The sequence below is a fragment of the Streptomyces sp. NRRL F-5650 genome (genome assembly GCF_000721365.1).
Lineage (GTDB): Bacteria > Actinomycetota > Actinomycetes > Streptomycetales > Streptomycetaceae > Streptomyces > Streptomyces ardesiacus.
On record NZ_JOGV01000001.1, the window covers coordinates 46,071 to 72,271 of the forward strand.

Consider the following 26,201-nt stretch of genomic DNA (forward strand, 5'->3'; position numbering starts at 1 on the left):
CAGCGTGCGCCCACGGCGACGGCGAATTCAGTTGATCACACCGAGGTCTGTGCGGCGCGGAAAAGTTTCCCTAGGATGATCGATGATCGATCAAACATGATCGCCTGGACCTGGAGGCATCAATGACGCGACCCATCACGGTGGTCACCGGCGGCAGTCGTGGGATCGGCGCGGCGACCTGTCTGCGCCTCGCCACCGACGGACACGACGTCGCCGTGGGGTACGCACGCGACTCGGCCGCCGCCGAGGCGGTCGTGGCCCAGGTGCGCGAGGCGGGCGGCCGCGCGGTCGCGCTGCGGGCGGACACGTCCGTCGAGGCCGACGTCGAGCGCCTCTTCGACGCGGCGGAGGAACGGCTGGGCCCGGTGACGGGGCTGGTGAACAACGCGGCCGTGACCGGCCCGCTCGGGCGGCTCGCCGACAGCGACACCGCGGACCTGCGCAGGGTCCTCGACGTCAACCTGCTGGGCGTGCTGCTGTGCTCACGCCGGGCGGCGCGGCTGATGACACCGCGGGGCGACGGCGCGATCGTGAACGTGTCGTCGGGCGCCGCGACCCTCGGCAGTCCGGGGGAGTACGTGCACTACGCGGCGAGCAAGGCGGGCGTCGACGCGCTGACGCTGGGCCTGGCCAAGGAGCTGGGCCCCGACGGGATCCGGGTCAACGCCGTGGCGCCCGGCGTGATCGACACCGAGATGCACGCGGCGGCGGGCGACGCCGGGCGGGCGGCGCGGATGGGGGCGGCGGTGCCGATGGGACGCGCGGGCCGGGCGGAGGAGATCGCCGCGGCGATCTCCTGGCTGCTGTCGCCCGACGCGTCGTACACGACGGGGACGGTGCTCCGGGTGGCGGGCGGACGCTGACGCCCCCGGGGCGACGGCTCAGGCCGCCTCGATGACCTCGCCGCGCATCGCGGTCGCCCACTCGACCACCAGCAACTCGTACTCCACGCGCTCCTGGGCGGACAGGGTCCCGCCCGCGCGCCGCCACAGCGCGCGGATCTGATCGTTCAGTTCCGCGGCGGACCGCACGGAACCAGGGGTCACGTAATCGGGGGACATGCCGAACAGCCTAGGGGCAAGCACTGACGCTGCGCTACCGGACGGCTACAGATCCCGTGGCGTCAGCCCGCGGCCTCCGCGGCGTGCGGGCTGAGGACACCGGCCGCGACCAGCGCGATGCGGTACCGGATCTCATGCCTCCCCCCAGCAGGTTCCCGGTCTCCGGGGCGGTGCCGCGCATGTGGTGCGTGAGGGGTACCGGCGTGTTGACCCGGCCCAGCATGCGCTCGTGCGGACAGTTCGGCCCGACGGTCCCCCTGTGGACAGCCCTGGCTCATGCCGGGTCGCGTACTCCTTCAGGTACTGCGGGATCGCGTCCGCCACGAAGGGCCGCGCCGTCGGCGTCGCCGAGGCGCCGGCCGCGCGGCGGAACCCCTCCCAGTCACCCACGCTCCACTGGTCGCCGAGCTGCCTGCGGAACAGCTCGAACACCGGGCCCGCCCCCTGCCGGACCGGGTGACCGTGTGCGGGGACGAGTTCGGTCGCGAAGAACGGAGCCACGTACCGCCGCCGGGGTGCGGCACGAGGCCGGTGGAGGGCGGACTCCGACGCGTCGACCCTCCGGTGCTCCATGCGCGGCCGGAGCGGGACCATACTGCGCACCTTCAGTCGATGACCGGTCCGTCCTGGGCGGGACCGGTCTCCTGGGGCAGGAGGATCTCTCCGCCCGCCTGCTCGGCGACGCCCGCGCCGAACAGGGCGCCGGGTGTGTAGGCGCCCGGCCGGCCCTCGCCGCGGGCGAGACTGGCGGCCACTGTCGCTGCCACCGAGGCGGTGTAGGCCATGCCGTCGCCGGCGCGCAGCCAGCCCTCGCGGTGGGTGCCGTCGGGCCAGGTGACGACCGCGTGCCCCCAGGAGTGCCGGCGCGGGGCCGGGGTTTCCTTCATCTTGGCCTTGGCCATCCGGCCGACGGCGAAGCGGCGCAGCGGCGCGACGGACAGCAGTCTCCCGGCCAGCGGGGCCATGGTCCGCACGGCAAGCGAGGTGGGGGCCATCCCGGTGGTCACCGTGACGGATGGCGCACTGCTGGCCCGGTGTGCGGCGAGGAGCTCCGCGCTGGGAGCACCAGCGGACTTCGCCTGCTGCCCATCGGGCAGCGTGAGGTTCTGGAGATCGGAGCCGAGACGTGAAGCAACCATGCGGCCGCCGGTGTAGCGACGTCCCCCGGTAGCAAACATGTCGACCATGGAGGCGGCGAAGGCGGAGCCGACGACTCCGGCGCTGAGGGACACCGAGGCCAGGGCGTCGACGCGCACGGCGGCAGGGGTCGGGCGGTCCTCGCACAGCCTGATCACGACGGCTTCGGTGGCCAGCACGCCGAATCCGGCACCGGTCACCAGCGTGCTGCCCGCCCGTTCGGCCTCCTGGTCCAGGTCGAGCAGACGGGGGACGGCGGTCAGATCTGCGGCCAGGTCGACGTAGTGGCCACCGGGCATGCAGGCCCGAGCGATGACCGTGGCCGTCGCGGCGTAGTCGCCGATGCCGTTGAAGACCACGGCGGGTCGCTGCCGGGTGATCTCGGCCGCGATGCCGTCGACGCCGTTCGCGATGACGACACGGCCACCGAAGTCCGCGGCGGCCTCGCGCAGCCGGTCGCCGCCGCTCTCGCGACCGACGAGAACAGGCTTGAGTCCTTGAGCGGCCAGGTTCGCCGTGACGGCACTTCCGATGCGCCCGCCGGCGCCGAGGATCCAGATCTCTCCCGATCGTGTGCTCTGGGTGGTGTCAGTCATGGCCTGCTCCTGTCGTTCGGCGCGTTCGGCGCGTTCGGCACGCTCGATGGTCGCTCGCTCCCACAGTGATGTCTCACTGTGTCATTACCGACCCTAGCACCGATGACACACTGGGACGTCACTTGATATGGTCCGACCATGGCCAGATGGGACCCCGGGACCGAGGAGCGCCTCACAAGGGCAGCACTCGAGCTCTACACGGAACACGGGTACGACAACGTGACTGTGACGCAGATTGCCGAGCGGGCCGGGATCACCCGCCGCTCGTACTTCCGCTACTTCCCCGACAAGCGTGAGGTCCTGTTCGCCGGATCGGAACGCCTGCCCGCCGTGATCCGCGAGGCGGTCCTCGATGCCCGCCCGGCTGCCTCCCCGATGTCGGCAGCCCTTGAGGCCCTCGCCCAGGTCGGCGCCACACTCGTCGAACACATCGGCCGCACCGCCGAACGCCGGGCAGTGATCGCCTCCAGCCCGGAGCTCCAGGAGCGGGAGCGCACCAAACTGGCCGCAGTCACCAGCGCGATCCACGACGCACTCCGGCAACGAGGCGTCGGCGACGACTGCGCGAAACTCGTGGCCCAGATCGCCACCATCGCCTCCCAGACCGCCATCGACCGCTGGGCCGACTCGCACGGCCGGAAGGACTTCGCAGCCTGCCTCCACGCAGTCGCCGCGTCACTCCGAGACGTGCTCACCGCAGACGACGACACCGTGCGCTCCGAGTGAGCACCCCGCCGCCGACGGCCTGCCGAGGTCGCCGCGTGGCCGGGCCACGACGGGCGCGGGCCCGGATCAGCCGGCGGATTCGCCTGCGTGCGGGCTCAGCACACCCAGGCTGACCAGCACAATCACCACGACACCGAGCGCGATGCGGTACCAGACGAACGGCATGAAGCTCTTTGTGGAGATCCATTTCATGAACCATGCGATGACCGCGTACCCGGAGGCGAAGGCGATGACCGTCGCGAAGAGGGTCGGCCCCCAGACCACGTGGTCGCTGGCCATCGCGTCCTTCAGCTCGAACACCCCGGAGGCGAGCACCGCGGGGATCGCGAGCAGGAACGAGTACCGCGCGGCGGCCTCGCGCCGGTAGCCCATGAAGAGGCCGCCGCTGATGGTCGCGCCGGAGCGCGAGACGCCGGGGATGAGGGCCGCCGCCTGGCACAGGCCGTAGATCAGGCCGTCCCGCACCCCCAGGTTCTCCAGCTCCTTGCGCTGCTGCGGCGCGCGGTGCCGGCCGCCCTTCTCGTCCCGGGCGGCCATCCGGTCGGCGATGCCTATGATCACGCCGACGACGATCAGCATCGTCGCGGTGATCCGCAGGTCGCGGAAGGGGCCCTCGATCTGGTCCTTCAGCGTCAGGCCGAGCACCCCGATCGGGATGGAGCCGACGATCACCAGCCAGCCCATGCGGGCGTCGGGATCGTGGCGCATCGACTTGTCGGTGAGCGAGCGCGTCCACGCCGCGATGATCCGCCCGATGTCCTTGCGGAAGTAGATGAGCACCGCGGCCTCGGTGCCGATCTGCGTGATCGCCGTGAAGGCCGCGCCCGGGTCGTGCCAGCCGGAGAACGCCGCGGTCAGCCGCAGGTGGGCGCTGGAGGACACGGGGAGGAACTCGGTCAGCCCCTGGACGAGTCCGAGCACGAGGGATTCAAACCAAGACATGAAGTTACGTCAGTCCAAGAGGCGATCGAGAAACGGTCGGCGGACACGCCGAACCGTCGTGTGCGGTGATCGGGACCTGGCGCGCCGAGGGGCAGCGTAGCGCCCCGAAATGAACCCCGGGCGACGGGGTCAGCGCCCGCGCAGCCGGTGCCGCTTGCGCCAGGCCACCACCGCTCCCGCGAGCCCGGGCAGGGCGATGCAGGCCAGCGCGATCAGGAAGGCGGGCGAGGTGGGCGTCGAGGCGCGGGCACCGGCGACGACGTAGGCGGCGGTGTTGGGGACCGAGCCGAGCCCCGTCGCCAGCAGGAAGGGCAGCAGGCCCATGCGGGAGACGGCGGCGCAGTAGTTGGACGCCGCGAAGGGCACCCCGGGGAACAGCCGCATCGCCAGCATCGTCCGGAAACCGTGCCGGCTGAGCTGCCCGTCCGCCGCCTTCAGCCACTTGCCCCGCAGCAGCGGGCGCAGCGCCTCCTGGCCCAGCACCCGGCCCAGACAGAACGCGATCCCGGAACCGAGCACCGTCCCCGCCAGCGCGCAGGCGAGGCCGAGCTGCGAGCCGAACAGGGCACCGGCCGCCAGGTTGAGCAGCGGACGCGGCACGAAGGCCACCGTGCACAGCCCGTACGCCACCGCGTAGGCGAGGGCCGCCGCGGCGCCCCCGAGTTGCGGCGGCCAGCCGTCGGTCAGCAACTCCTGCGGCCGGAACAGCACCACCGTCGTCGCGGCCGAGGCCAGGAGCGCGACGAGCAGGGAGAGCCGGGACCACGGGGACAGCAGGACTCTGGTCACACGGGCGAGGCCGGTCGGCGCGACCGGTCCCGCGGTGGCGACGGCGAGTTCCGTGGCAGCGGTCCGGGGAGTGACCGTGGCGGTGCCCCCAGAGCGGGTGGTGGCATCGAGCATCCGGTGACACTAACCGACATATATGTGTGATCGCCGTATGCTGCGTCTCATGAGCGTCACAGCCCGGCCACTTCCGGACGCCCCGGACAGCGCTCTCGCCGACACCGTACTGGAGCGGCTCACCGCCGAGTACCCCACCGCGGCCGACCCCGGGCGGGCCGTGGAACTGCGGGCCTACATGAAGGACGTGGCTCCGTTCCTGGGCACGACCTCGCCCGTGCGCCGCTCCCTGTCCCGCACCGTCCTGGCGGGCGTGCCCCGCCCGGACGAGGCGGACTGCACGGCGGTCGCGCTGCGCTGCTGGCGACTGCCCGAGCGCGAGTACCACTACTTCGCCGTCGACTACCTGCGCCGGTACGTGACGCACTGCTCGTCCGGATTCCTGCCCGTGGTGCGTCACCTGCTCACCACGGTCCCCTGGTGGGACACCGTCGACCTGCTCGCCGTCCACGTCGTCGGGGGCCTCGTCACCGCCGACCGCGACCTCACGGCCGTCATGGACGCCTGGATCGAGGACGAGGACCTCTGGCTGGTCCGCACGGCGCTCCTGCACCAACTGCGCGCCAGGGAACACACCGACACCGACCGCCTCTTCGGCTACTGCGCGCGCCAGTCGGGACACGGCGACTTCTTCGTCCGCAAGGCCGTCGGCTGGTGCCTGCGCGAGTACGCCAAGACCGATCCGGACGCCGTGCGCGCCTTCGTCGCCGCCCACCGGACCCGCCTGGCGCCGCTGTCCGTGCGGGAGGCGCTGCGGAACGTCGGCCCGTAGCGCCGGACGGGCACCGCGCCCGGACTTGCGCCCCCTCGAAAAGCATTCGACGCGCGGCGGGGCGTCGGCGATGATCGGCGTCATGTTCCGGTACGCCTTCCACCTCGCAGCATCCGCGGTCGCGGATGCCCCGAAGGCTGCCGTCCCGCACCTCGCCGCCGCAGTCGACGGCGCCCGAAGCTGACCCTCCCCGGATCGTCCGGCGGACCCCGCAGGGGGAGGGTCGGCCGGCCCCAGGGGTCCCCACCACCGCCACGAGGCTTCGAGGTACCGCCATGTCCAAGACGGCGTACGTCCGCACCAAACCGCATCTGAACATCGGCACGATGGGCCATGTCGACCACGGCAAGACCACCCTGACCGCCGCCATCACGAAGGTCCTCGCCGAGCGCGGGGCCGGCTCCTTCGTGCCGTTCGACCGCATCGACCGCGCCCCGGAGGAGGCCGCGCGCGGCATCACCATCAACATCGCGCACGTCGAGTACGAGACCGACACCCGGCACTACGCGCACGTCGACATGCCCGGCCACGCCGACTACGTGAAGAACATGGTCACCGGCGCCGCCCAGCTCGACGGGGCGATCCTGGTCGTCTCCGCGCTGGACGGGATCATGCCGCAGACCGCCGAACACGTGCTGCTCGCCCGGCAGGTGGGCGTGGACCACATCGTGGTCGCGCTCAACAAGGCCGACGCCGTCGACGACGGCGAGGACGCGGTACTGGCCGACCTCGTGGAGCTGGAGGTCCGCGAACTGCTCACCACGCACGGCTACGGCGGCGACGCCGTGCCCGTCGTCCGGGTCTCCGGGCTCAAGGCCCTGGAGGGCGACCCGCGGTGGACGGCGTCCGTCGAGGCGCTGCTCGACGCCGTCGACACGTACGTGCCCATGCCCGAGCGGTACCTGGACGCGCCGTTCCTGCTGCCGGTGGAGAACGTGCTCACCATCACCGGCCGCGGCACCGTCGTCACCGGCGCCGTCGAGCGCGGCACCGTGCGCGTCGGCGACCGGGTCGAGGTGCTCGGGGCGGATGCCGAGACGGTCGTCACCGGCCTGGAGACCTTCGGCAAACCCATGACGGAGGCCCAGGCGGGCGACAACGTGGCGCTCCTCCTGCGCGGGGTCGCCCGCGACACCGTGCGCCGCGGGCACGTGGTCGCCGCACCCGGCAGCGTCGTCCCGGCGCGGCGCTTCCGTGCGCAGGTGTACGTGCTGTCCGCCCGCGAGGGCGGTCGTTCGACGCCGCTGACCACCGGATACCGGCCGCAGTTCTACATCCGCACCGCGGACGTGGTCGGCGACGTGGACCTCGGCGGGGCGGCTCTCGCCCGGCCCGGGGAGACCGTCACCATGACGGTCGAGCTGGGGCGTGAGGTGCCGCTGGAGACGGGGCTCGGCTTCGCCGTCCGCGAGGGCGGCCGCACGGTGGGCGCGGGGACCGTGACCGCCGTCGGGTGAGGCCGGCGGTTGGCACAATGGGCGGGTGAACGAAGCCATACCCGTCAGCCGCGTCACCGACCACGGCACCGCCAAGCTCATGCCCGACGTCGACCGGGAACGGGCCTGGCTGCTCACGGTCGACGGCGCCCCGCAGTCCTACGTCGACCTGGACGAGCCGGCGCACCTCGAGTTCGAGTACACGCGCCGGCTCGGCCACGTCCTGGACACGGTCGCCGAGCCGGGACGCGCGCTGGACGTACTGCACCTGGGCGGGGGCGCGTTGACCCTGCCCCGGTACGTGGCCGCCACCCGGCCCGGCTCGCGCCAGGACGTCGTGGAAGCCGACCGGGGGCTGCTCCGCCTGGTCGCCGAGCACCTGCCGCTGCCCCCGGGCGCGGGCATCACCGCCCACGGTGCCGATGCCCGCGCCTGGCTGGCATCCGCCCCCGGGGACTCGGCCGACGTCCTGGTCGCCGACGTCTTCGGGGGTTCGCGCGTGCCCGCGCACCTGACCTCCGTCGGCTACCTGCGCGAGGCGGCCCGGGTGCTGCGCGCCGACGGCGTGTACGTGGCGAACCTGGCCGACGCGGCGCCGTTCGGCTTCCTGCGCGGCCAACTGGCGTCACTGGCCGTGTTCTTCGAGGAACTGGTGCTGATCGCCGAACCGGGCGTGCTGCGCGGGCGGAGGTTCGGCAACGCGGTGCTCGTCGCCGCGCACCGGCCCCTGGACACCGCGGCCCTGGCCCGGCGCACCGCCGCCGACGTCTTCCCGGCCAGGGTCGAACACGGGCCCGCCCTGCGGGAGTTCACCGGCGACGCCGAGCCGGTGCGCGACGAGGACGCCGTAGCCTCGCCCGAGCCGCCGGCCGGGGCGTTCGGCATCGGCTGAGCGGCGTCACCGCCCCGGCGCCCACGCCCCGGCGGTTTACGACTCGGTCGGCGGTTCCTCGGTCAGGCGCACGGTGCTGAGGATCTTCTGGACCGTCGCCTCCGGGACCTCGTCCTTGACGCCCTTGGCGCCGTACAGGTTCCAGGTGACGAAGTCGCCGGCGCCGTTCTTGAACGCGAAGGTGATCGCCTTGCCCTCGGAGTCGCACTTGCCCTTCTGGGGCGTGCCCTCCGAGTGCGCGGTGATGACGCTGCCCTTGATGCCGGAGGCGGTCGTGTACGCCTTCGGCTTGCCGTACTTCACGCTCTTCTTGTCGGGCTGCGTGTAACCGCCGTAGATCCACCACGGCACCCGGGTCTCGGCCGCCATGTCGGTGTCCTTGGCGCCGCTCTCGCCGCGGGTGCCCGCGGTGGCGAGCGCGGTGCTCTCCTTGCGGCCGTCCTTGTTCTCGTCGGTGGTGCACCACTTGGACTTCAGGTAGGCCGGGGCGGTGACGGTGGTGCGGTCGGTCTTGCCGTCCTCCTCCCACTCGAAGCCGACGCTGGTGCCGGTGCTCTCGATCTCCCAGTCCGCGGGCACGTCGAACATGGTGCCGAAGCGCGGGTTGGCGACGACCTTCCAGCCGTCGATGGTGGCCTTCGCCCCCTCACCGCCGCGCGGATTGTCGTCGGAACCGGACGCCGTGGGGTCGGCGGCCGGGGACTCGGACTTCTCCACGGTCGGGCTCGCCGACACCTTCTTGTCCTTGCCGTCGTCCGCCTGGTCGTCCTTGTCACCGCCGAGCACCAGGAACCCGGTGACACCGGCGGTCACGACCACGGCGAGGGACGCGACGATCGCGACCAGCTTCGTCCGGTTGCCGCCCCCGCCCCCGCCGCCCGTCGCCGACTGCACGACGGTGGCAGGCTGCGGCGCGCTCCACTGCTGCTGCCCGTACGCGCCGGGCTGCTGCTGGTAGCCCGGCTGCTGGTACGGATTCGGCTGCTGATACCCCGGCTGCTGGTACGGGTTGTTCTGGTCCTGCGGGTTCTGCTCGCCCCCGGGCGGCTGCTGTCCTGGCCACATAGGCAGTCACCCTAGTGCCGCCGAGGACACGATTCGGTCACCGGGCCTTGTCAGGGACGTACCGAAACCCGGTGCTCTAGGAGTCCGACGGGGTGTACTCCCTGACGGTGGCCAGGATCGCGCGGACGGTGGTGTCGGGCACCTCGTCGGCGACACCGGCCGCGCCGAAGAAGGACCACGAGACCAGGTCGCCGTCGGCCGCCTTGAAGGCGAAGGTGGTCGCCTTGCCGTTCACGTCGCACTTGCCCTTCTTCACCACCCCGGACGACCGTGAGGTGGCGAGGCTGCCCTTGATGCCGGAGGCGGTGGTGAAGGACGTCACCGGGCCCGTGGTCACCTTGTCCCGGTCCGGCTGGGTGAAGCCCCCGTAGACCCAGGCGGCCGAGTCGGTCCGGGCGATCTCCTCGGTGCTGCGCGCGCCGTTGTTGCCCCGGGTGCCCGCGCTGGCCAGGGGGGTGTGGTCGACGGAGCCGTCCCGGTCGTCGTCCGACGCGCACCACTTCTCCTTGAGGACGGCGGGCGCCTTCATCGCGGCCAGGGGCGTGTCCTCGGGGTCGTCGTCCTCGGAGACGTAGGTGACCCAGTCGGGCGACTGCGGCACCCAGGAGGGCGGCACGTCGAAGGCCAGGCCCCGGCCGGGGTTGGCCACGACCGTCCAGCCGGCCACCGTGGCCCTGAGCGAGCCGTCGCCGTCGCGTGCCCCGCCGGAGGCGGAGCCGGACGGCGAGGACCCCGGTGCGGAGGAGGCGGTGGGGCCGGGCCCGGCCTGTCCGTCCCCGTCCCCGCCCAGCAGTACGACCCCGGTCACGGCGGCGGCGACCACCACGACCCCGGCGGCGGCCATCGCCACCGCTTTCGTACGGCCGCTGCGAGGACCCCGGCCGGGAGGTCCGCCGGCCGCGACCGTGGGGGCGTTCCAGGCGCCGGGCTGCTGCTCTCCCGCGTACGGCGACGGCTGCCGGTAACCGGGCCGCAGGTACGGGTTGGGCTGTCGCGGGTCCGGTGCGCCGGTGGGTGACTGCTCTCCTGGCCACATGGGCGCACAGCATACGCCGATCTTCCCCGGTGCCTGGCCCTGGATGCTACTCGTGGGTAACCTGCCCTCATGAGCGCAGATCAGATGTCGATCGGCGAGTTGCTCGCCGCCACGGTGCCGATGGTCCGGACCCTGAACCTCGAGTACCTGGAGACCACCCCGGAGAAGGCCGTCCTGGCCCTCCCGGACCAGAGCGAGTACCGCAACCACGTCGGCGGACCGCACGCCGGAGCCATGTTCACGCTGGGCGAGTCGGCCAGCGGCGCGATCGTCCTCGCCGCCTTCGGCGACCAGCTCTCCCGGGCGGTGCCCCTGCCGGTCACCGCGGAGATCGCCTTCAAGAAGATCGCGCTCGGCCCGGTGACCGCCACCGCGACGCTCGGCCGTCCCGCCGCGGAGGTCGTCGCCGAACTCGACGCCGGCAGCCGCCCCGAGTTCCCGGTGAGCGTGGCCATCCGGCGCGAGGACGGTGCCGTCACCGGTGAGATGACCGTCGTCTGGACCCTGCGCCCCAACGGCTGACCCCCGCCGACCGGGTAGGCTTCCCGGTGCGCCTCGAACGAGGAGCACCGGGAACAGGCATCCGAAGCGGAGGGTGGGGCGTTGCACGTCCAGGAATGGCTCGACACGGTGCCAGCGGCGGCCGTCTACGCCGTCGTCGCGCTGGTCATCGGTCTGGAGAGTCTGGGCATCCCGTTGCCCGGCGAGATCGTCCTGGTCTCGGCGGCCCTGCTGTCGTCGCAGCACGGCGGGATCGATCCGCTGGTCCTCGGCGCCTGCGCCAGCGCGGGCGCGGTGATCGGCGACTCCATCGGATACGCCATCGGCCGCAAGGGCGGCCGGCCCCTGCTCGCGTGGCTGGGCCGGAAGTTCCCCAAGCACTTCAGCGAGGGGCACGTAGCCACCGCCGAGCGGTCCTTCCAGAAGTGGGGCATGTGGGCCGTGTTCTTCGGCCGCTTCGTCGCCCTGCTCCGCATCTTCGCCGGCCCGCTGGCCGGTGTGCTGCGGATGCCGTACTGGAAGTTCCTGATCGCCAACGTCCTCGGCGGCATCCTCTGGGCTGGCGGCACCACCGCCGTCATCTACTACGTCGGCGTCGTCGCGGAGTCCTGGCTCAAGCGCTTCTCCTGGCTGGGCCTGGTCCTGGCCGTCGTCATCGGCGTCGCCTCGATGCTGATCGTCAAGCGCAAGGCGGCCAAGGCCCAACCGGAGCCCGGAGCGGAGCCCGCGACCGTCGGGGAGTGAAGCGCCCCGCCGCCGGGCGCAGTCGCCCCCGGCGGCGTCCTACGGAACGTCCCCCACCGCGTCCCGGTGCTGCCCGGCCAGCGCCGCGTACATCGTGCCGTTCAGCGTGATCCCCTGCCGCTCCTCCTGCGTCAGCTCCCGCTTCACCTTCGCCGGCACCCCCGCGACCAGCGACCCCGGCGGCACCCGCATGCCCTGGGGGACCAGCGCCTGCGCGGCGACCAGTGAACCGGCGCCGATCACCGCGCCGTTGAGGACCGTGGCACCCATGCCGACCAGGCAGTCGTCCTCGACGGTGGCGCCGTGCACCACGGCGTTGTGCCCGACGGAGACGCGCTCGCCGACGGTGACGGGGAAGCCGGGGTCGGCGTGGAGCGTGCAGTTGTCCTGGACGTTGCTGTCCGCTCCCACGGAGATCCGCTCGACGTCGCCGCGCAGCACGGCGCCGTACCAGACGCTCGCCCCGGCGTGCAGCGTCACGTCCCCGACGACCGAGGCCGTCGGTGCCACGAAGGCCCCGGCGTCGACCTGGGGGTCCTTGCCGCCGATGCCCGTGATCAGCGCCTTCTGCGTCATCTTCGCCTCCCGCTCGGTGTTGTACGGCACCGTACGCCACCCGGTGGGGTGAAGATCACAGCGCTCCCGCGGCATGCCCGTACCGCGCCCGGACTACCGTGAGCGGGTGCCGAAGCGCAAGAACACGTTCTCGTCCTGGCGGAGCCGCCTCGCGCAGCGGGCCGTCCACGCGGGCTGGGCCTGGGTGCAGCGCACCGGCTCCGTCACCGCGGCGCGTCCCGGGCGCTTCCGCTTCGGCGCGCTGGGCACGGGCACCCGGCTCGCCTTCCCGCTCGGCACGGTCTTCGGCGAGCCCTGGATCCACGTCGGCGCCCACTGCATCATCGGCGAGCAGGTCACGCTGACCGCCGGGCTCATGCCCGACCTCGACCTCGGACCGGAGCCGATCCTGCGCATCGGCGACGGGGTCGTCCTCGGCCGCGGCAGCCACGTCATCGCGGACACCACCGTCACCATCGGCAGCGACTGCTACTTCGGCCCCTACGTCTACGTCACCTCCACCAACCACTCCTACGACGACCCGCACCAGCCCATCGGCAAGCAGTGGCCGCGGATGCACCCGGTGGAGATCGGCCCCGGCTGCTGGGTCGGCACCGGCGCGGTGATCCTGCCGGGCGCGCGGATCGGGCGGAACGTGGTCGTGGCCGCCGGGGCGGTGGTCCGGGGCACGGTGCCCGACCACGCCGTGGTGGCGGGCGCCCCCGCCCGCGTCGTACGGCGCTGGACCCCCGCCGAGGGCTGGCAGCCGCCGCTCAGGACCCCGCCTCCGGTGCCGATCCCCGACGGGGTCACGCCGGGGCAACTGCGGGAGCTGTCCAAGCTGGACGACGAGGCGGTGGCCCGGCTCGCCGAGCTGGACGACCCGGAGGGCGCGGCGGGCAGGCTCGCCGAACCGGCCGCGGAGAGCTGAGCGGACGCCTCGCAGTACAGTTCGGTGGACCCCCGGGTGCAGCGGACCCCGGTTCATTTCACGCGCACCCTGTCATGCACAGCGATGCACAAGCCCCTGGACGGAACGTGGCGGACCTCGACCTGCTGACCCAGTCCCTCGCGCGCAACGTCAAGCGCCGGCGCACCGAGCGCGGCTTCACGCTGGAGGCGCTGGCGGCGCGGGCCGGTGTCAGCCGCGGCATGCTCATCCAGATCGAACAGGCCCGCACCAACCCCAGCCTCGGCACCGTCGTGAAGATCGGCGACGCGCTCGGCGTCAGCCTCGCCACCCTGCTCGACTGGGAGCAGGGGCCCGCCGTCCGCGTCGTCCCCGCCGAGCAGGCCGTACGGCTGTGGCACACCGACGCGGGCAGCTTCAGCCGGCTCCTCGCCGGGGCGGAGGCGCCCGGTCCGCTGGAGATGTGGGAGTGGCGGCTGATGCCGGGCGAGAGCAGCCCCTCGGACCCGCACCCCACCGGCACGGTCGAACTGGTGCACGTCACCGCCGGGGAACTCACGCTCACCGTCGACGGGGCGGTCCACCGCGTCCCGGCGGGCGCCAGTGCCTCCTTCGAGTCCGACACCCCGCACACGTACGGCAACGAGGGCGACGCGCCGATGGAGATGGTCATGGCGGTCTCGGTGCCGCCCGTCCGCTGAGACGGCGGTTCGCGGTGCGGCCCGCCGTTGCTAGCGTGCGGCCATGCACGTACCCATCGGCACCTTCGACAGCGCCACCCCCGCCCCGCAGTGCCTCGGCGAACTGACCCGCCCGGTCGCCGAGGCCGTACGCCACTGGAACGGCACCGTGCCCGCCGACCAGATCCTCTACGTCGACACCGAACCCGAATGGGCCGACACCGCCACCTTCGTCGAGCACTACGGCCGCGAGCTGCTCGAACAGTCCGCCAACTGCGTGGTGGTCACCGGCAAGCGGGGCGGCGGCACGACACTGGCGGCCTGCGTCGTGCTCTCCACCACCCGGGTCGACGTCAACGGCGTCGTCCGCCGCCACCTCGGGGTGCGCAAGGCGTCCTTCGCCCCGATGGACACCGCCACCGGCGAGACCGGCATGGAGTACGGCGGCATCACGCCGGTCGGTCTGCCCGGCGACTGGCCCGTGCTGGTGGACCCGGCCGTCGTCGACCTGCCGTACGTCCTGGTCGGCAGCGGTCGCCGGCGCGGCAAGCTGCTGGTCCCGGGCAAGGCCCTCGCGGAACTGCCGGGAGCGGAGGTCGTCGAGGGGCTCGGCCTGCGCCCGCTCCAGGACTGAGCGGGGTCGTCGAGTCGAGCACGGTCCGGGCGGCGCCGGGCAAGGCCCGGTGGGTCAGCCCAGCCGCGGGATCTCGATCGCGGGGCAGCGGTCCATCACCATCTCCAGGCCGGCCGCCCTGGTCCGTCCGTAGGCCGCCTCGTCGATCACGCCGAGCTGGAACCAGACCGCCTTGGCGCCCTTGGCGACCGCCTCGTCGGCGACCGGGCCGGCCAGGTCGCTGTTGACGAAGACGTCGACGACGTCCACGTCGAAGGGGATGTCCGCGAGCGAGGCGTACCCCTGCTCGCCGTGCACCGCCTCCGCCTTGGGGTGGACGGGCACGACGCGCTTGCCGAAGCGCTTGAGCACCTCGGCGACGCCGTACGCCGCGCGCTGCCGGTTGTTGGACAGGCCCACCACGGCCCAGGTGTCGCCCGACTCGGTGAGGATCTTGCGGACGGTTGCCTCGTCGCCGTACACCGGCGGCCTCCCTCGTGCTCACGGGCGGGCCCGCGGGTCGGGCCGCCCGGTCGGGACAACGGACGGCGAGGGGCCGGGATTCCCCGAGCGGCGCGAGCGGCCCGGCGAGCGGCACGGCGCGCGTCCCGGTGCGCCGTCGCGCCGCGCCGCCTACGCTCGCCTCGTGCTGCGCATCATCGACGCCCGGACCGCTGAAGCCGCCCCCGCCGCGCCCGCCCGGCGGGCACCGACCCGTGTCGAGGCGCACGCGCCGGGGCGGGACGCCACCGCCCTGCGCGTCCTGCTCGTCGCGGACCTGGTGGTGCGGGCCCTGGAACTCGACGGCACTCCGGTGTGGCCCGTGCTGACGGGGGCGCGGGACGGGGCTCGGCTGCGGCAGGACGCCGCCGCCCTCGGCGTCCGGCCCTTCGAGGACGGCGACGCCGCCGGTCACGGGCCGGGCACCGGGCAGGGCGTTCGCGTCGTGGCCGAGGGCGAGGGCGGGGCAGTCCCGGACGCGGTGACGGTCGCCGTCGCTCCCGTGGACCCGGCCGAACCCGCTCTCGCCGACCCCGACGCCCTGCGCCTCGCCCTGCTGGAACGGCACCACCACGCGCGCGTGGCGGTCGATGCGGCCGTACTGGACGAGGCCCGGGACACCCTCGCCCGGTGGCGCCGCGCGGTCGCCGACTGGGCCCGGCACCCCTCGCATCCGGTCCCCGGAGAGGTGCGCGACCGGCTGCGGGCGGCCTGGGAGAACGACCTCGACGCCCCCGGCGTGCTGCGGGTCCTGCGCGCGGTGGAGAGCGATCCCGGCCTCGCGGACGGCGCCCGGTTCGAGATCTGTGCCTACGCCGACCGGTTCCTCGGCCTCCACCTCACCCGGGACGTCGGCACCTCGTACTGACCGCATCCCCGGGGCCGCCGGGACCGGCCCGGAGGGTGCGGCACGGCGAGCGCATAGGCTGGCCGGATGCAGGACGAGTACCGAACGGTCGCCCGCGCGGGGGTGCACGAAACCGAGATCAACCGCTCGCGCTTCCTGTGCGCCCTCGCCCCGGCCGCCACCGAACAGGACGCCCAGGCGTTCATCGCGGGCGTGCGCAAGGAGCACGCCGACGCCACCCACAACTGCTGGGCGTACGTCATCGGCGCCGACGCCGCCGTGCAGAAGGCGAGCGACGACGGCGAGCCGGGCGGCACCGCGGGCGTCCCGATGCTCCAGATGCTGCTGCGCCGCGACATGCGGTACGTCGTCGCCGTCGTCACCCGCTACTACGGCGGTGTCAAGCTCGGCGCCGGCGGACTCATCCGCGCCTACGGGGGCGCGGTCGGCGAGGCCCTGGACGACCTCGGCACCCTCACCCGCCGCCGGTTCCGGCTGGCCACGGTGACCGTCGACCACCAGCGGGCCGGCAAGCTCCAGAACGACCTGCGCACCGCCGGCCGCGCGGTACGCGACGTGCGCTACGGCGAGGCCGTCACGATCGAGGTCGGCCTGCCGGCGGCCGACGTCGACACCTTCCGCTCCTGGCTCGCCGACGCCACCGCGGGGTCGGCCGGGTTCGAACTGGGGGGAGAGGCGTACGGGGACGCCTAGAGACACCCAGACGGTAGGGACAACAGGGGCACAGCGGTCCACGGCGGACTCCCGTGCGGGGCGAAACGGGAGTTACCGACCGGGCTGTCGGACCCTCCCGTTAGTCTCGGGGACCATGCGACTCCTGCACACCTCCGACTGGCACCTCGGCCGGGCGTTCCACCGGGTCGACATGCTCGGCGCCCAGGCCGCGTTCGTCGGTCACCTCGTCGACACCGTGCGCGAGCACGCCGTCGACGCCGTGGTCGTGTCGGGAGACGTGTACGACCGGGCGGTGCCGCCGCTCGCCGCCGTCGAGCTGTTCGACGACGCCCTGCACCGCCTCGCCGACCTCGGTGTGCCGACGGTGATGATCTCCGGCAACCACGACTCGGCCCGCCGCCTCGGGGTGGGCGCCGGGCTCATCGACCGGGCCGGCATCCACCTGCGCACCGACCCGGCGGGCTGCGGCACCCCGGTGGTGCTGGCCGACGCCCACGGGGACGTCGCCCTCTACGGGCTGCCGTACCTGGAACCGGCACTCGTGAGGGCCGGGTTCGGCGTGGAGAAGGCGGGGCACGAGGCCGTCCTCGCCGCCGCCATGGACCGGGTGCGCGCGGACCTCGCCACCCGCGCGCGCGGCACCCGTTCCGTCGTCCTGGCGCACGCCTTCGTCACCGGCGGCGAGCAGAGCGACAGCGAGCGGGACATCACCGTCGGCGGGGTCGCCGCCGTGCCCCGCGGCGTCTTCGACGGCGTCGACTACGTGGCGCTCGGCCACCTGCACGGGTGCCAGACCCTCACCGAGCGCGTCCGGTACTCCGGTTCGCCGCTGCCGTACTCCTTCTCCGAGCACCGGCACCGCAAGAGCATGTGGCTCGTCGACCTGGACGCGGAGGGATCGGTGACCGCCGAGCGGGTCGACTGCCCGGTGCCGCGCGCGCTGGCCCGGCTGCGCGGCACGCTGGCGGACCTGCTCGCCGACCCGGAGCTGACCCCGCACGAGGAGGCGTGGGTCGAGGCGACCCTCACCGACCCGGTCCGGCCGGACGAGCCCATGGCCCGCCTCACGGAGCGGTTCCCGCACACGCTGAGCCTCCTCTTCGACCCCGAGCGCGCCCCCGACGAGCCCGGTGTGTCCTACGCCCGGCGGCTCGCCGACCGCAGCGACCAGCAGATCGCGGAGGACTTCGTGGCCCACGTGCGCGGGGCCGGGCCCGACGGGCACGAACAGGACGTACTGCGGGAGGCGTTCGAGGCCGTGCGCGTGGACGACACCGTGCGGGAGGCGGCCCGGTGAGGCTGCACCGGCTGGACATCACCGCCTTCGGGCCCTTCGGGGCCTCCCAGAGCGTCGACTTCGACGACCTCTCGGCCGCCGGGCTCTTCCTGCTGCACGGCCCCACCGGCGCCGGCAAGACCTCCGTCCTCGACGCCGTCTGCTACGCGCTGTACGGCTCGGTCCCCGGCGCCCGGCAGAGCGGCGGCCAGGCCATGACGCTGCGCAGCGACCACGCCGCCACCGGTACCCGCACCGAGGTGCGCCTCGAACTGACCGTCGCGGGGCGCAGGCTGGAGATCACCCGGCAGCCGCCCTGGGAGCGCCCCAAGAAGAAGGGCGTCGGCACGACCGTCGACAAGGCGCAGACCTGGCTGCGCGAGTACGACGGCGCGGCCGGCACCTGGAAGGACCTCAGCCGCTCCCACCAGGAGATCGGCGAGGAGATCACACAGCTCCTCGGCATGAGCCGCGAACAGTTCTGCCAGGTCGTACTCCTGCCCCAGGGCGAGTTCGCCCGGTTCCTGCGCGCCGACGCGGAGGCACGCGGCAAGCTGCTCGGCCGGCTCTTCGACACCCGGCGGTTCGCCGAGGTCGAGAAGCACCTCGCCGAACGGCGCCGCGGCACCGAGGCCCGGGTGCGCGAAGGGGACGCCGCGCTGCTGGCCGACGCCCACCGGATGCAGCAGGCCGCGGGCAGCGCCATGGACCTGCCGGAGCTGACGCCGGGCGAGCCGGGCCTGGCCGACGCGGTGCTGGAAGCCGCCGCCCTCGCCCGCGCCGCCGCCCGGGAACGGCTGGCGGTCGCCGACTGCCGCCTCACGGCCGCCGAGTCCGCCCGGGCCGCCGCCGAGCGCGACCTGGCCGACGCCCGCGAACTCGACCGGCTGCAACGCCGGTTCGCCGAGGCGCGGGAGCGGGCCGCGCGGCTGGCGGAGCGGGCCGACGACCACCGCGCGGCGCGCGAGCGCATGGAGCGGGGCCGCAAGGCCGAGGCGGTGGCCCCCGCCCTGGAGCTGCGGGACGCCGCCGAGAGGGAACACCGGGCGGCGGCAGCCGCGGAAGCACGCGCGCGTGTCCCGCTGCCGCGGGCACTCGCCGACGCGGGCGCCGCGGGACTCGCCGCCGCCGCACGCCGGGCCGCCGAGGAACTGGGCGGCCTCGCCTCGGCCCGGCGCGCCGAGAGACGCCTCGCCGAGCTGGTCCGGGAACGGGCGGGCCTCGACCGGCAGGAACGCGCCGACGAGGAGGCCCGGCAGGAGGCGGAGGCATGGCTCGCCGACTGGGAGACCACCCGCGCCGGGCTCCAGACGCGCGTCGACTCGGCGCAGGAGGCCGCGACCCGCGCCGAACAGCTCGCCGTGCAGCGCGATCCGGCGCGGCGGCGGCTCGTCGCCGCCCGGCGGCGGGACCGGCTCACCGACGACACCGAAGCGGCCCGGCGGCAGTCCCTCCTCCTCGCCGAAGCGGCCGTCGAGGCCCGCGACGCATGGCTCGACCTCAAGGAACAGCGGCTGCACGGCATCGCCGCCGAACTCGCCGCGAACCTCACCGACGGCGCTCCCTGCGCCGTGTGCGGCGCCACGGAACACCCCGCCCCCGCGCGCAAGGGCGCCGGACACGTCGACCGTGCGGCGGAGGAGCGCGCCCTGGCCGCCTACCAGGTGGCCGACGAACGGCGCGCGGAGGCCGAACGGCACCTGGGCACCGTACGGGAGGACCTCGCCGCCGCCACGGCGGAAGCCGGTGACGCGCCCACGGAGCGGCTGGCCGAGGAGGCCGAGGAGATCGAACGGGACTACACCCGCGCCCGGACGGACGCCTCCGGGCTGCACCCCGCGCAGCAGGCGCTGCGGCGGGCCGAGCACGAGCGCGAGGAGCGCGTCGCCGCCCAGCAGCAGGCCGCCGTCCGCTCCGCGTCCCGGGCCGAGGCGCGCGAGCGGCTGGAGCACGAGCAGAGCGCTCTGGAGGCGGAGCTGGCGCGGGCACGCGGTGCCGCCGAGAGCGTGGAGGCACGGGCGGCGCAGCTCGAGCGGCAGGCCACGCTGCTCACGGAGGCCGCCGACACCTCCCGCGCCGCCGCGGACACCGCCCAGCGGCTCAAGGACGCCGACGCGCGCCTCGCCGACGCCGCCTTCCGGGCCGGCTTCGACACCCCGGCGGAGGCCGCCGCCGCCCTCCTCGACGACACCGCCCACCGTGAGCTGCAACGGCGGCTCGACGCCTGGCAGTCCGAGGACGCCGCCGTCCGCGCGGTCCTCGCCGAGGCCGACACCGCAGACGCGGCCCGGCGACCGCCCGCCGACCTCGCCGCGGCGGAGCACGCCGCCGCCGAAGCGGGCCGGCGCCTGCGCGAGGCGGCCTCGGCCCGTGACGCCGCCGCCCGGTGCTGCGCCGAGCTGGACCGGCTCTCCGCGCAGGCGGCCACCGCCGTGCGCCGGCTCGCCCCGCTGCGCGAGGAACACACCCGGGTCGCCCGCCTCGCCTCCCTGGCGGCGGGCACCTCCGCGGACAACGAACGGCGGATGCGCCTGGAGTCCTACGTCCTGGCCGCCCGCCTGGAGCAGGTCGCCGCCGCCGCCACCGCCCGGCTGCTGCGCATGTCCTCCGGCCGCTACACCCTCGTCCACTCCGACGACCGCACCGGACGCGGCCGCAGCGGACTCGGCCTGCACGTCGTCGACGCCTGGACGGGCCGCGAACGCGACACGGCCACGCTGTCCGGCGGCGAGACCTTCTTCGCCTCGCTCGCCCTCGCGCTCGGCCTCGCCGACGTCGTCACCGACGAGGCGGGCGGCGTCCGCCTGGACACCCTCTTCATCGACGAGGGCTTCGGCAGCCTCGACGACCAGACCCTCGACGAGGTCCTCGACGTCCTCGACTCACTGCGCGAGCGGGACCGCAGCGTCGGCATCGTCAGCCACGTCGCCGACCTGCGCCGCCGCATCCACGCCCGGCTGGAGGTCGTGAAGGGGCGGTCGGGTTCGGTCCTGCGGCAGCGGGGCGCCGGCTGAGTGCCCTCGCGGGTGCCGGCCGCTCCCGGCCGCCGCGGCGCGGACGCGGTCAACTGCCGTTGCCCGGCGGCGTGTAGGTTCTGCCGCATGGTGCGATACGCGGAGCCGGGCCGGGTGGAGTGGGTCGAGTCGGGCGGAGGACCGCTCATCGCGGTCCCGGAGACGGTCCTGCCGTTCTGGACCGGGGCCGACGGCGAGGAGACGGACTCCGACTACGACCGGGCCTGCGAGGTCGACGGCCACGTCGGACTGCTTCCCGTCGGAGACGCCACCGCCCTGGTGCTCGGCGACGAACCCGCCGCCACCGCCTACCTGCCCGACCACGGCACCTTCGTGCGCTGGTGCGCCGCGGACTCCGAGGACGAGGTGCTGGCCGGTGTCCCCGCCGCCCTCGGCACCGCCGAGTGGGAGCCCGAGGTGTCCTGGCGTGTGCCCGGCCCGGTGCTGCTGTTCGACGCCGCCTGGCCCGGCGCCGCTTCCGACCGCGCCGGCCGCGCCCGGGTCGCGCTCCGGTCCGGCCGGTACGCGGTGCGCGCGGCGACGGTGCGCCCCGGGCCGGAGACCTGGCTGAGCCTCGTGCACCTGCGTCGGCTGTCCGACCGCTGAGCCACGCGATATCGACGTGCGGGGCGGCCCCGATCCGCCCATCATGGGTGCCCATGCCACGACTTCCCCACCCCGCCCCCGAAGACCTGCGCCGCGACCCACTGCCCCTGCGCGGCCGGACCGCCCTCGTCACCGGAGCCAGCCGACGCGGCGGCATCGGACACGCCGTGGCCCGGCGGCTAGCGGCGTACGGCGCCAGTGTCTACCTGCACCACCACGTGCCGCACGACGCCGCTATGCCGTGGGGCGCCGACCGCCCCGAGGACGTGGCCGCCTCCGTGCGCGCGGCGCTCGGCGACCCCGGTGCCGCCGTGCACGCGGGCCCCGGCGACCTCACCCGCCCCGACGCACCCCGCGAACTCCTCGAAACCGCCGTCGACGCGCTCGGCGGACGGCTCGACGTCCTCGTCGCCAACCACGCGCTCAGCGGCTCCGACGGCACCCTCGACGCCATCGACGCCGCCATGCTCGACGCGCACTGGCAGACCGACACCCGCTCGGTCCTGCTGCTGATCCAGGCCTACGCCCGCCACCGCGCCGCACTGCCGCCGCGCACGCCCGGCGGACGCGTCGTGACGATGACCTCCGGACAGGACATCGCCGGCGGCATGCCCGGCGAGATCGCCTACGCGCTCCAGAAGGGCGCGCTCGCCTCCGTCACGCGTTCCCTGGCGACGGCCCTGGCCGAGCACGCCGTCACCGTGAACGCGGTCAACCCCGGTCCCGTCGACACCGGTTACCTGACCGGGGAGGAGTACGACGCCGTCGCCGCGCGCTTCCCCGCCGGGCGGTGGGGCGTGCCCGACGACCCGGCCCGCCTCATCGCGTGGCTGGCCACGGACGAGGCGGAGTGGGTCACGGGTCAGGTGATCGACTCGGAGGGCGGCTTCCGGCGGTGATCAGACGGTGAGGCGAACGGCCGTCACAGCCGCGACAGTTCGTCCACCAGGTCGTCCAGGCCCAGCGAACCCTGGGAGAGGGCCGCCATGTGCCACGCCTTCAGGTCGAAGGAGTCGCCGTGCCGCTCGCGGGCCTTCTCCCGGCCGAGGAGCCACGCCCGCTCACCGAGCTTGTAGCCGATCGCCTGGCCCGGGATCGTCAGGTAACGGGTCAGCTCGCTCTCCACGAAGTCCGCCGGACGGCTGCTGTGCGCGCCGAAGAACTCCTGCGCCAGCTTCGGCGTCCAGCGCTCACCCGGGTGGAACGGCGAGTCCGCGGGGATCTCCAGCTCCAGGTGCATGCCGATGTCCACGATGACCCGGGCCGCCCGCATCATCTGCGCGTCCAGGTAGCCCAGACGCTGCTCGGCGTCGGTGAGGAAGCCCAGCTCGTCCATCAGCCGCTCCGCGTACAGCGCCCAGCCCTCGGCGTTGGCGCTGACCATGCCCACGGACGCCTGGTAGCGGGAGAGGTCGTCGGCCACGTGCGTCCACTGGGCGAGCTGGAGGTGGTGGCCCGGAACGCCCTCGTGGTACCAGGTGGAGACCAGGTCGTACACGGGGAAACGGGTCTGGCCCATCGTCGGCAGCCAGGTGCGGCCGGGACGGGAGAAGTCCTCCGACGGGGACGTGTAGTACGGCGCCGCCGCGCTGCCGGGCGGGGCGATGCGCGACTCCACCCGCCGTACCCGCTCGGCGAGTTCGAAGTGGGTGCCGTCCAACTGCTCGATCGCCTGGTCCATCAGGCCCTGCAGCCAGTCGCGGACCTCGTCCACGCCCTCGATGTGCCTGCCGTGCTCGTCCAGGTGCGCCAGCGCCACCCATGGCGTCCGCGCACCCGGCAGGATCTTCTCGGCCTCCGTCTTCATCTCGGCCAGCAGACGGTGGTACTCGGCCCAGCCGTAGGCGTACGCCTCGTCCAGGTCCAGGTCGGTGCCGTTGTAGTAGCGCGACCAGCGGGCGTAGCGCTCGCGGCCCACCGTCTCCGGGGCGCCCTCGATCGCGGGCGCGTACACGTCGCGCATCCAGTCCCGCAGCTCGGCCACGGCCGCGGTCGCCCCCCGCGCCGCCTCGTCCAGCTCCGCGCGCAGCGCCTCGGGACCGTCGGCGGCGAAGTCCTCGAACCAGCCGCGCCCCTCACCGGTGTCCGCCCACTCGCCGAGCTGCTCGACGAAGGTGGCGGTCGGCCGCGGCGCCGCGTACAGCCCGCGCTCCAGACCCAGCGACAGGGACTCGCGGTACCCCGCGAACGCCGCCGGAACCGCGCGCAGCCGCTCGGCGATCCGGGCCCAGTCCTCGTCGGTCTGCGTCGGGGTGAGGGTGAACACCTCGCGCACCGAGTGGGCGGCGGTGCCCATGTTGCCGACCGAGCGCAGGCCCTCGTCGGCCTCGTGCACCGCCAGTTCGGCCGTCAGGCGCTCGCGCAGCAGCCGGGCGCAGCGCCGCTCCACGTCGCTGTCCCCGCCGGGCCGCCGCTCCGCCTCGGCCAGCCGGGCGAGGGTGGTGCGGGCCAGCTCCGCGAGGGCCTCCTGCCCGGCGGGCGAGAAGTCGGGCAGACGGCTGGAACTCTCCGCGACGCCGAGATAGGTACCGGTGACGGGGTCGAGGGCGATGAGCTCGTCGACGTAGGCGTCGGCGACCTCGCGGGGCAGCGGGTTGTTCGTCTCTGACATGCGGACATCCTCATACGGACACCGGTGCCGCGTCAGCCCGTCGGGCCCGCCCCGGCGGCGTGGGCGGCCGGATTTCGCTCAGGGCGTGGCCGTGGGCGCCGCCGGGGCCGGTGCGGGCGCGGCCGGCGGCAGCAGGGGGCCGCACTCCCACTGCTGGAAGATCAGCCGGGTCTCGACCCGGGCCACCTCGCGCCGGGAGGTGAACTCGTCCAGGACCAGCCGCTGCAGATCCGTCATGTCCGCGACCGCGACATGCACGAGGTAGTCGTCCGGGCCGGTGAGGTGGAAGACGGTGCGCGACTCGGGCAGCGCCCGGATCCGGTCCACGAACGGGCCGACCAGCTCCCGCCGGTGCGGGCGCACCTGCACCGACAGCAGGGCCTGGAGACCGCGCCCCAGCTTCGCCGGGTCCAGTTCGAGGCGGTGGCCGAGGATCACCCCGGCCCGCCGCAGCCGCGCCACCCGGTCCAGACAGGTCGACGGGGCGACGCCGACCCGGTCGGCGAGATCGCGGTAGGTGGTCCGGGCGTCGTTCTGCAGCAGCCGCAGCAGATGGAGATCCACCGGATCCAGTACGACGGAATCGGCCATGGCCCGAACGTAGCACGGGGCTTGCCCCCATCGGCCCGGCCGGTGTTCACCCTTCCGTCATGGACTCAGCGCGCACGCACACGTCACCACCCGACGACGTACGCACCACCGCACCCACGGGCAGGGCACTGGCCACCGAGGCCGTGCACGCCGGCCGCGACGACCTCGCGGCCCAGGGACTGCACGCCCCGCCCATCGACCTGTCCACGACCTACCCGTCGTACGACAGCCGGGGCGAGGCCGCCCGCATCGACGCGTTCGCCGCCACCGGCGCCGAGCCGGACGGGCCACCGGTCTACGGCCGCCTCGGCAACCCGACCGTCGCCCGCTTCGAAACGGCGCTGGCCCGGCTGGAGGGGACCGGGGCCGCCGTCGCCTTCGCCAGCGGCATGGCGGCGCTCAGCGCGGTCCTGCTGGTCCGCGGCTCGATGGGACTGCGGCACGTCGTCGCCGTCCGCCCGCTGTACGGCTGCAGCGACCACCTGCTCACCGCCGGGCTGCTGGGGTCCGAGGTCACCTGGACCGACCCGGCGGGAATCGAGGACGCGCTGCGTCCGGACACCGGCCTGGTACTGGTGGAGTCGCCGGCCAACCCGACGCTGGCCGAGGTCGACCTGCGGGCCGTGGCGCACGCCTGCGGGTCGGTGCCGCTGCTCGTGGACAACACCTTCGCCACGCCCGTGCTCCAGCGCCCCGCCGAACAGGGTGCCCGGCTGGTGCTGCACAGCGCCACCAAGTACCTCGGCGGGCACGGGGACGTGCTGGCCGGAGTGGTCGCCTGCGACGAGGAGTTCGCCGGGAAGCTGCGGCAGGTCCGCTTCGCCACGGGCGGCATCCTCCACCCGCTGGCCGGCTACCTGCTCCTGCGCGGGCTGTCCACCCTGCCCGTGCGGGTCCGGGCGGCGTCCGCCAACGCGGCCGAACTGGCCGGACGGCTGGCCGCCGACCCGCGGGTGGCCCGCGTCCACTATCCCCGCATCGGCGGCGCGATGGTCTCCTTCGAGGTCCACGGCGACCCGCACGAGGTCGTCGGCGGCGTCCGGCTGATCACCCCGGCGGTCAGTCTCGGCAGCGTCGACACCCTCATCCAGCACCCGGCGTCCATCAGCCACCGCATCGTGGACGCGGACGACCGGCGGGGCGCCGGGGTCGGCGACCGGCTGCTGCGGCTGTCGGTCGGCCTGGAGGACGTCGACGACCTGTGGGCCGACCTGGACCGGGCGCTGGGGGAGCGGCGGACCGGGGTGGTCACCCCGGGAGAGGCACTGACACCGGCCGGGTGAGGCGCGGTGCTGTGGCCCCGGGGGCGGGGCGCGGTGGCCGCGGGGGCGGGGGCGGGGTGGCCGCGGGGCCGTCGTATCCGGTCGGTTCGCTCTCGGTCCGCAGCCGTGCGGTGGGCCGGGGTCGCGGTGCCCGCGGTCCGTGGTCTCGCGCCGTCGGGTTCTGGTGCGGCAGTGGGGTCGTGGGCCGGGGGCGCGGTGCCCCCGGCC

Annotated in this window: 27 protein-coding genes; 17 read left to right on the forward strand and 10 right to left on the reverse strand. The window is 74.1% G+C overall.

The features are described 5' to 3' along the window. Nucleotides 1–122: 122 nt before the first annotated feature. Nucleotides 123–863: an SDR family NAD(P)-dependent oxidoreductase gene (locus IG88_RS0100240; RefSeq protein WP_031033456.1), complete on the forward strand. Its 741-nt coding sequence runs from the start codon at nt 123–125 to the stop codon at nt 861–863. A gap of 18 nt (nt 864–881) precedes the next feature. Here IG88_RS0100240 and IG88_RS0100245 read toward each other — a convergent pair whose 3' ends face one another. Together IG88_RS0100245 and IG88_RS0100250 are read right to left on the reverse strand one after the other, a co-directional pair. Next, nucleotides 882–1,061 carry a hypothetical protein gene (locus tag IG88_RS0100245; RefSeq protein WP_031033459.1) on the reverse strand — a complete coding sequence of 60 codons (180 nt, stop codon included), beginning with the start codon at nt 1,059–1,061 and terminating at the stop codon, nt 882–884. Between the two features lie 605 nt (nt 1,062–1,666). Further along, entirely contained in the window at nt 1,667–2,794 is a 1,128-nt protein-coding gene (locus IG88_RS0100250; protein WP_051851703.1) for a saccharopine dehydrogenase NADP-binding domain-containing protein, read from the reverse strand. Between the two features lie 138 nt (nt 2,795–2,932). On the opposite strand from IG88_RS0100250, the gene IG88_RS0100255 reads away from it, so the two are divergent. After that, nucleotides 2,933–3,520: a TetR/AcrR family transcriptional regulator gene (locus IG88_RS0100255; protein ID WP_031033463.1), complete on the forward strand. Its 588-nt coding sequence runs from the start codon at nt 2,933–2,935 to the stop codon at nt 3,518–3,520. A 66-nt stretch (nt 3,521–3,586) separates the two neighbouring features. Here IG88_RS0100255 and IG88_RS0100260 read toward each other — a convergent pair whose 3' ends face one another. Together IG88_RS0100260 and IG88_RS0100265 are read right to left on the reverse strand one after the other, a co-directional pair. Beyond that, complete coding sequence (locus IG88_RS0100260) at nt 3,587–4,462, reverse strand: undecaprenyl-diphosphate phosphatase (protein WP_031033466.1); 876 nt, start codon at nt 4,460–4,462, stop codon at nt 3,587–3,589. Between the two features lie 129 nt (nt 4,463–4,591). After that, nucleotides 4,592–5,365, reverse strand: a complete 774-nt coding sequence (locus tag IG88_RS0100265; protein WP_031033468.1) for a TVP38/TMEM64 family protein — start codon at nt 5,363–5,365, stop codon at nt 4,592–4,594. Between the two features lie 49 nt (nt 5,366–5,414). On the opposite strand from IG88_RS0100265, the gene IG88_RS0100270 reads away from it, so the two are divergent. The 3 genes from IG88_RS0100270 (at nt 5,415) to IG88_RS0100285 (ending at nt 8,465) form a co-directional block, all read left to right on the forward strand. Continuing rightward, nucleotides 5,415–6,137 (forward strand): DNA alkylation repair protein, encoded by a 723-nt coding sequence (locus IG88_RS0100270; protein WP_031033470.1) that lies wholly within the window; start codon nt 5,415–5,417, stop codon nt 6,135–6,137. A 275-nt stretch (nt 6,138–6,412) separates the two neighbouring features. After that, nucleotides 6,413–7,594 (forward strand): elongation factor Tu, encoded by a 1,182-nt coding sequence (gene tuf / locus IG88_RS0100280; protein WP_031033473.1) that lies wholly within the window; start codon nt 6,413–6,415, stop codon nt 7,592–7,594. Nucleotides 7,595–7,619: 25 nt separating this feature from the next. Further along, nucleotides 7,620–8,465: a spermidine synthase gene (locus IG88_RS0100285; protein ID WP_031033475.1), complete on the forward strand. Its 846-nt coding sequence runs from the start codon at nt 7,620–7,622 to the stop codon at nt 8,463–8,465. Between the two features lie 36 nt (nt 8,466–8,501). On the opposite strand, the gene IG88_RS0100290 is transcribed toward IG88_RS0100285, so the two are convergent. After that, nucleotides 8,502–9,530, reverse strand: coding sequence for a hypothetical protein (locus IG88_RS0100290; protein WP_031033477.1), 1,029 nt, complete (start codon nt 9,528–9,530; stop codon nt 8,502–8,504). Nucleotides 9,531–9,606: 76 nt separating this feature from the next. Continuing rightward, on the reverse strand, nt 9,607–10,566 hold the full coding sequence (locus IG88_RS0100295; protein ID WP_031033479.1) for a hypothetical protein: 960 nt from the start codon (nt 10,564–10,566) through the stop codon (nt 9,607–9,609). Between the two features lie 84 nt (nt 10,567–10,650). Here IG88_RS0100295 and IG88_RS0100300 point away from each other — a divergent pair, with 84 nt between their 5' ends. Both IG88_RS0100300 and IG88_RS0100305 read left to right on the forward strand, forming a co-directional pair. Further along, entirely contained in the window at nt 10,651–11,088 is a 438-nt protein-coding gene (locus IG88_RS0100300; protein WP_031033482.1) for a DUF4442 domain-containing protein, read from the forward strand. An 81-nt stretch (nt 11,089–11,169) separates the two neighbouring features. Next, nucleotides 11,170–11,811 carry a DedA family protein gene (locus IG88_RS0100305; RefSeq protein WP_031033484.1) on the forward strand — a complete coding sequence of 214 codons (642 nt, stop codon included), beginning with the start codon at nt 11,170–11,172 and terminating at the stop codon, nt 11,809–11,811. Nucleotides 11,812–11,850: 39 nt separating this feature from the next. Here the strand turns inward: IG88_RS0100305 and IG88_RS0100310 are convergent, their stop codons facing one another. Beyond that, nucleotides 11,851–12,387, reverse strand: a complete 537-nt coding sequence (locus tag IG88_RS0100310) for a gamma carbonic anhydrase family protein (RefSeq protein ID WP_031033486.1) — start codon at nt 12,385–12,387, stop codon at nt 11,851–11,853. 106 nt (nt 12,388–12,493) lie between these two features. On the opposite strand from IG88_RS0100310, the gene IG88_RS0100315 reads away from it, so the two are divergent. From IG88_RS0100315 to IG88_RS0100325, 3 genes are all read left to right on the forward strand, one after another. After that, nucleotides 12,494–13,297: an acyltransferase gene (locus tag IG88_RS0100315; RefSeq protein ID WP_031033488.1), complete on the forward strand. Its 804-nt coding sequence runs from the start codon at nt 12,494–12,496 to the stop codon at nt 13,295–13,297. Nucleotides 13,298–13,404: 107 nt separating this feature from the next. Further along, nucleotides 13,405–13,977: a helix-turn-helix domain-containing protein gene (locus IG88_RS0100320; protein ID WP_031033490.1), complete on the forward strand. Its 573-nt coding sequence runs from the start codon at nt 13,405–13,407 to the stop codon at nt 13,975–13,977. A 43-nt stretch (nt 13,978–14,020) separates the two neighbouring features. Further along, on the forward strand, nt 14,021–14,590 hold the full coding sequence (locus IG88_RS0100325; protein WP_031033491.1) for a YbaK/EbsC family protein: 570 nt from the start codon (nt 14,021–14,023) through the stop codon (nt 14,588–14,590). 54 nt (nt 14,591–14,644) lie between these two features. On the opposite strand, the gene IG88_RS0100330 is transcribed toward IG88_RS0100325, so the two are convergent. Then, nucleotides 14,645–15,052, reverse strand: a complete 408-nt coding sequence (locus IG88_RS0100330) for a CoA-binding protein (protein WP_031033493.1) — start codon at nt 15,050–15,052, stop codon at nt 14,645–14,647. Between the two features lie 163 nt (nt 15,053–15,215). Between IG88_RS0100330 and IG88_RS0100335 the strand changes: the two genes are divergently transcribed. The 6 genes from IG88_RS0100335 to IG88_RS0100360 all read left to right on the forward strand — a co-directional run bounded on the left by IG88_RS0100335 (nt 15,216) and on the right by IG88_RS0100360 (nt 22,408). Then, nucleotides 15,216–15,938 (forward strand): hypothetical protein, encoded by a 723-nt coding sequence (locus tag IG88_RS0100335; RefSeq protein WP_031033495.1) that lies wholly within the window; start codon nt 15,216–15,218, stop codon nt 15,936–15,938. A gap of 66 nt (nt 15,939–16,004) precedes the next feature. Continuing rightward, nucleotides 16,005–16,631: a YigZ family protein gene (locus IG88_RS0100340; RefSeq protein ID WP_031033498.1), complete on the forward strand. Its 627-nt coding sequence runs from the start codon at nt 16,005–16,007 to the stop codon at nt 16,629–16,631. A 115-nt stretch (nt 16,632–16,746) separates the two neighbouring features. After that, complete coding sequence (locus IG88_RS0100345) at nt 16,747–17,910, forward strand: exonuclease SbcCD subunit D (protein ID WP_031033500.1); 1,164 nt, start codon at nt 16,747–16,749, stop codon at nt 17,908–17,910. Next, nucleotides 17,907–20,903: an AAA family ATPase gene (locus tag IG88_RS0100350; RefSeq protein ID WP_031033502.1), complete on the forward strand. Its 2,997-nt coding sequence runs from the start codon at nt 17,907–17,909 to the stop codon at nt 20,901–20,903. The genes IG88_RS0100345 and IG88_RS0100350 overlap by 4 nt, the downstream gene beginning before the upstream one ends. A gap of 87 nt (nt 20,904–20,990) precedes the next feature. Further along, a complete protein-coding gene (locus IG88_RS0100355) occupies nt 20,991–21,509 on the forward strand; it encodes an immunity 21 family protein (RefSeq protein ID WP_031033505.1) in 519 nt (172 codons plus the stop codon). Between the two features lie 53 nt (nt 21,510–21,562). Next, nucleotides 21,563–22,408: an SDR family oxidoreductase gene (locus IG88_RS0100360; RefSeq protein WP_031033507.1), complete on the forward strand. Its 846-nt coding sequence runs from the start codon at nt 21,563–21,565 to the stop codon at nt 22,406–22,408. Nucleotides 22,409–22,431: 23 nt separating this feature from the next. Here IG88_RS0100360 and IG88_RS0100365 read toward each other — a convergent pair whose 3' ends face one another. After that, nucleotides 22,432–24,120: a DUF885 domain-containing protein gene (locus IG88_RS0100365; RefSeq protein ID WP_031033509.1), complete on the reverse strand. Its 1,689-nt coding sequence runs from the start codon at nt 24,118–24,120 to the stop codon at nt 22,432–22,434. 78 nt (nt 24,121–24,198) lie between these two features. After that, nucleotides 24,199–24,711, reverse strand: a complete 513-nt coding sequence (locus tag IG88_RS0100370; protein WP_031033511.1) for an Lrp/AsnC family transcriptional regulator — start codon at nt 24,709–24,711, stop codon at nt 24,199–24,201. Between the two features lie 59 nt (nt 24,712–24,770). Between IG88_RS0100370 and IG88_RS0100375 the strand changes: the two genes are divergently transcribed. Then, on the forward strand, nt 24,771–25,994 hold the full coding sequence (locus IG88_RS0100375) for a trans-sulfuration enzyme family protein (RefSeq protein ID WP_031033513.1): 1,224 nt from the start codon (nt 24,771–24,773) through the stop codon (nt 25,992–25,994). Nucleotides 25,995–26,201 lie beyond the last annotated feature (207 nt).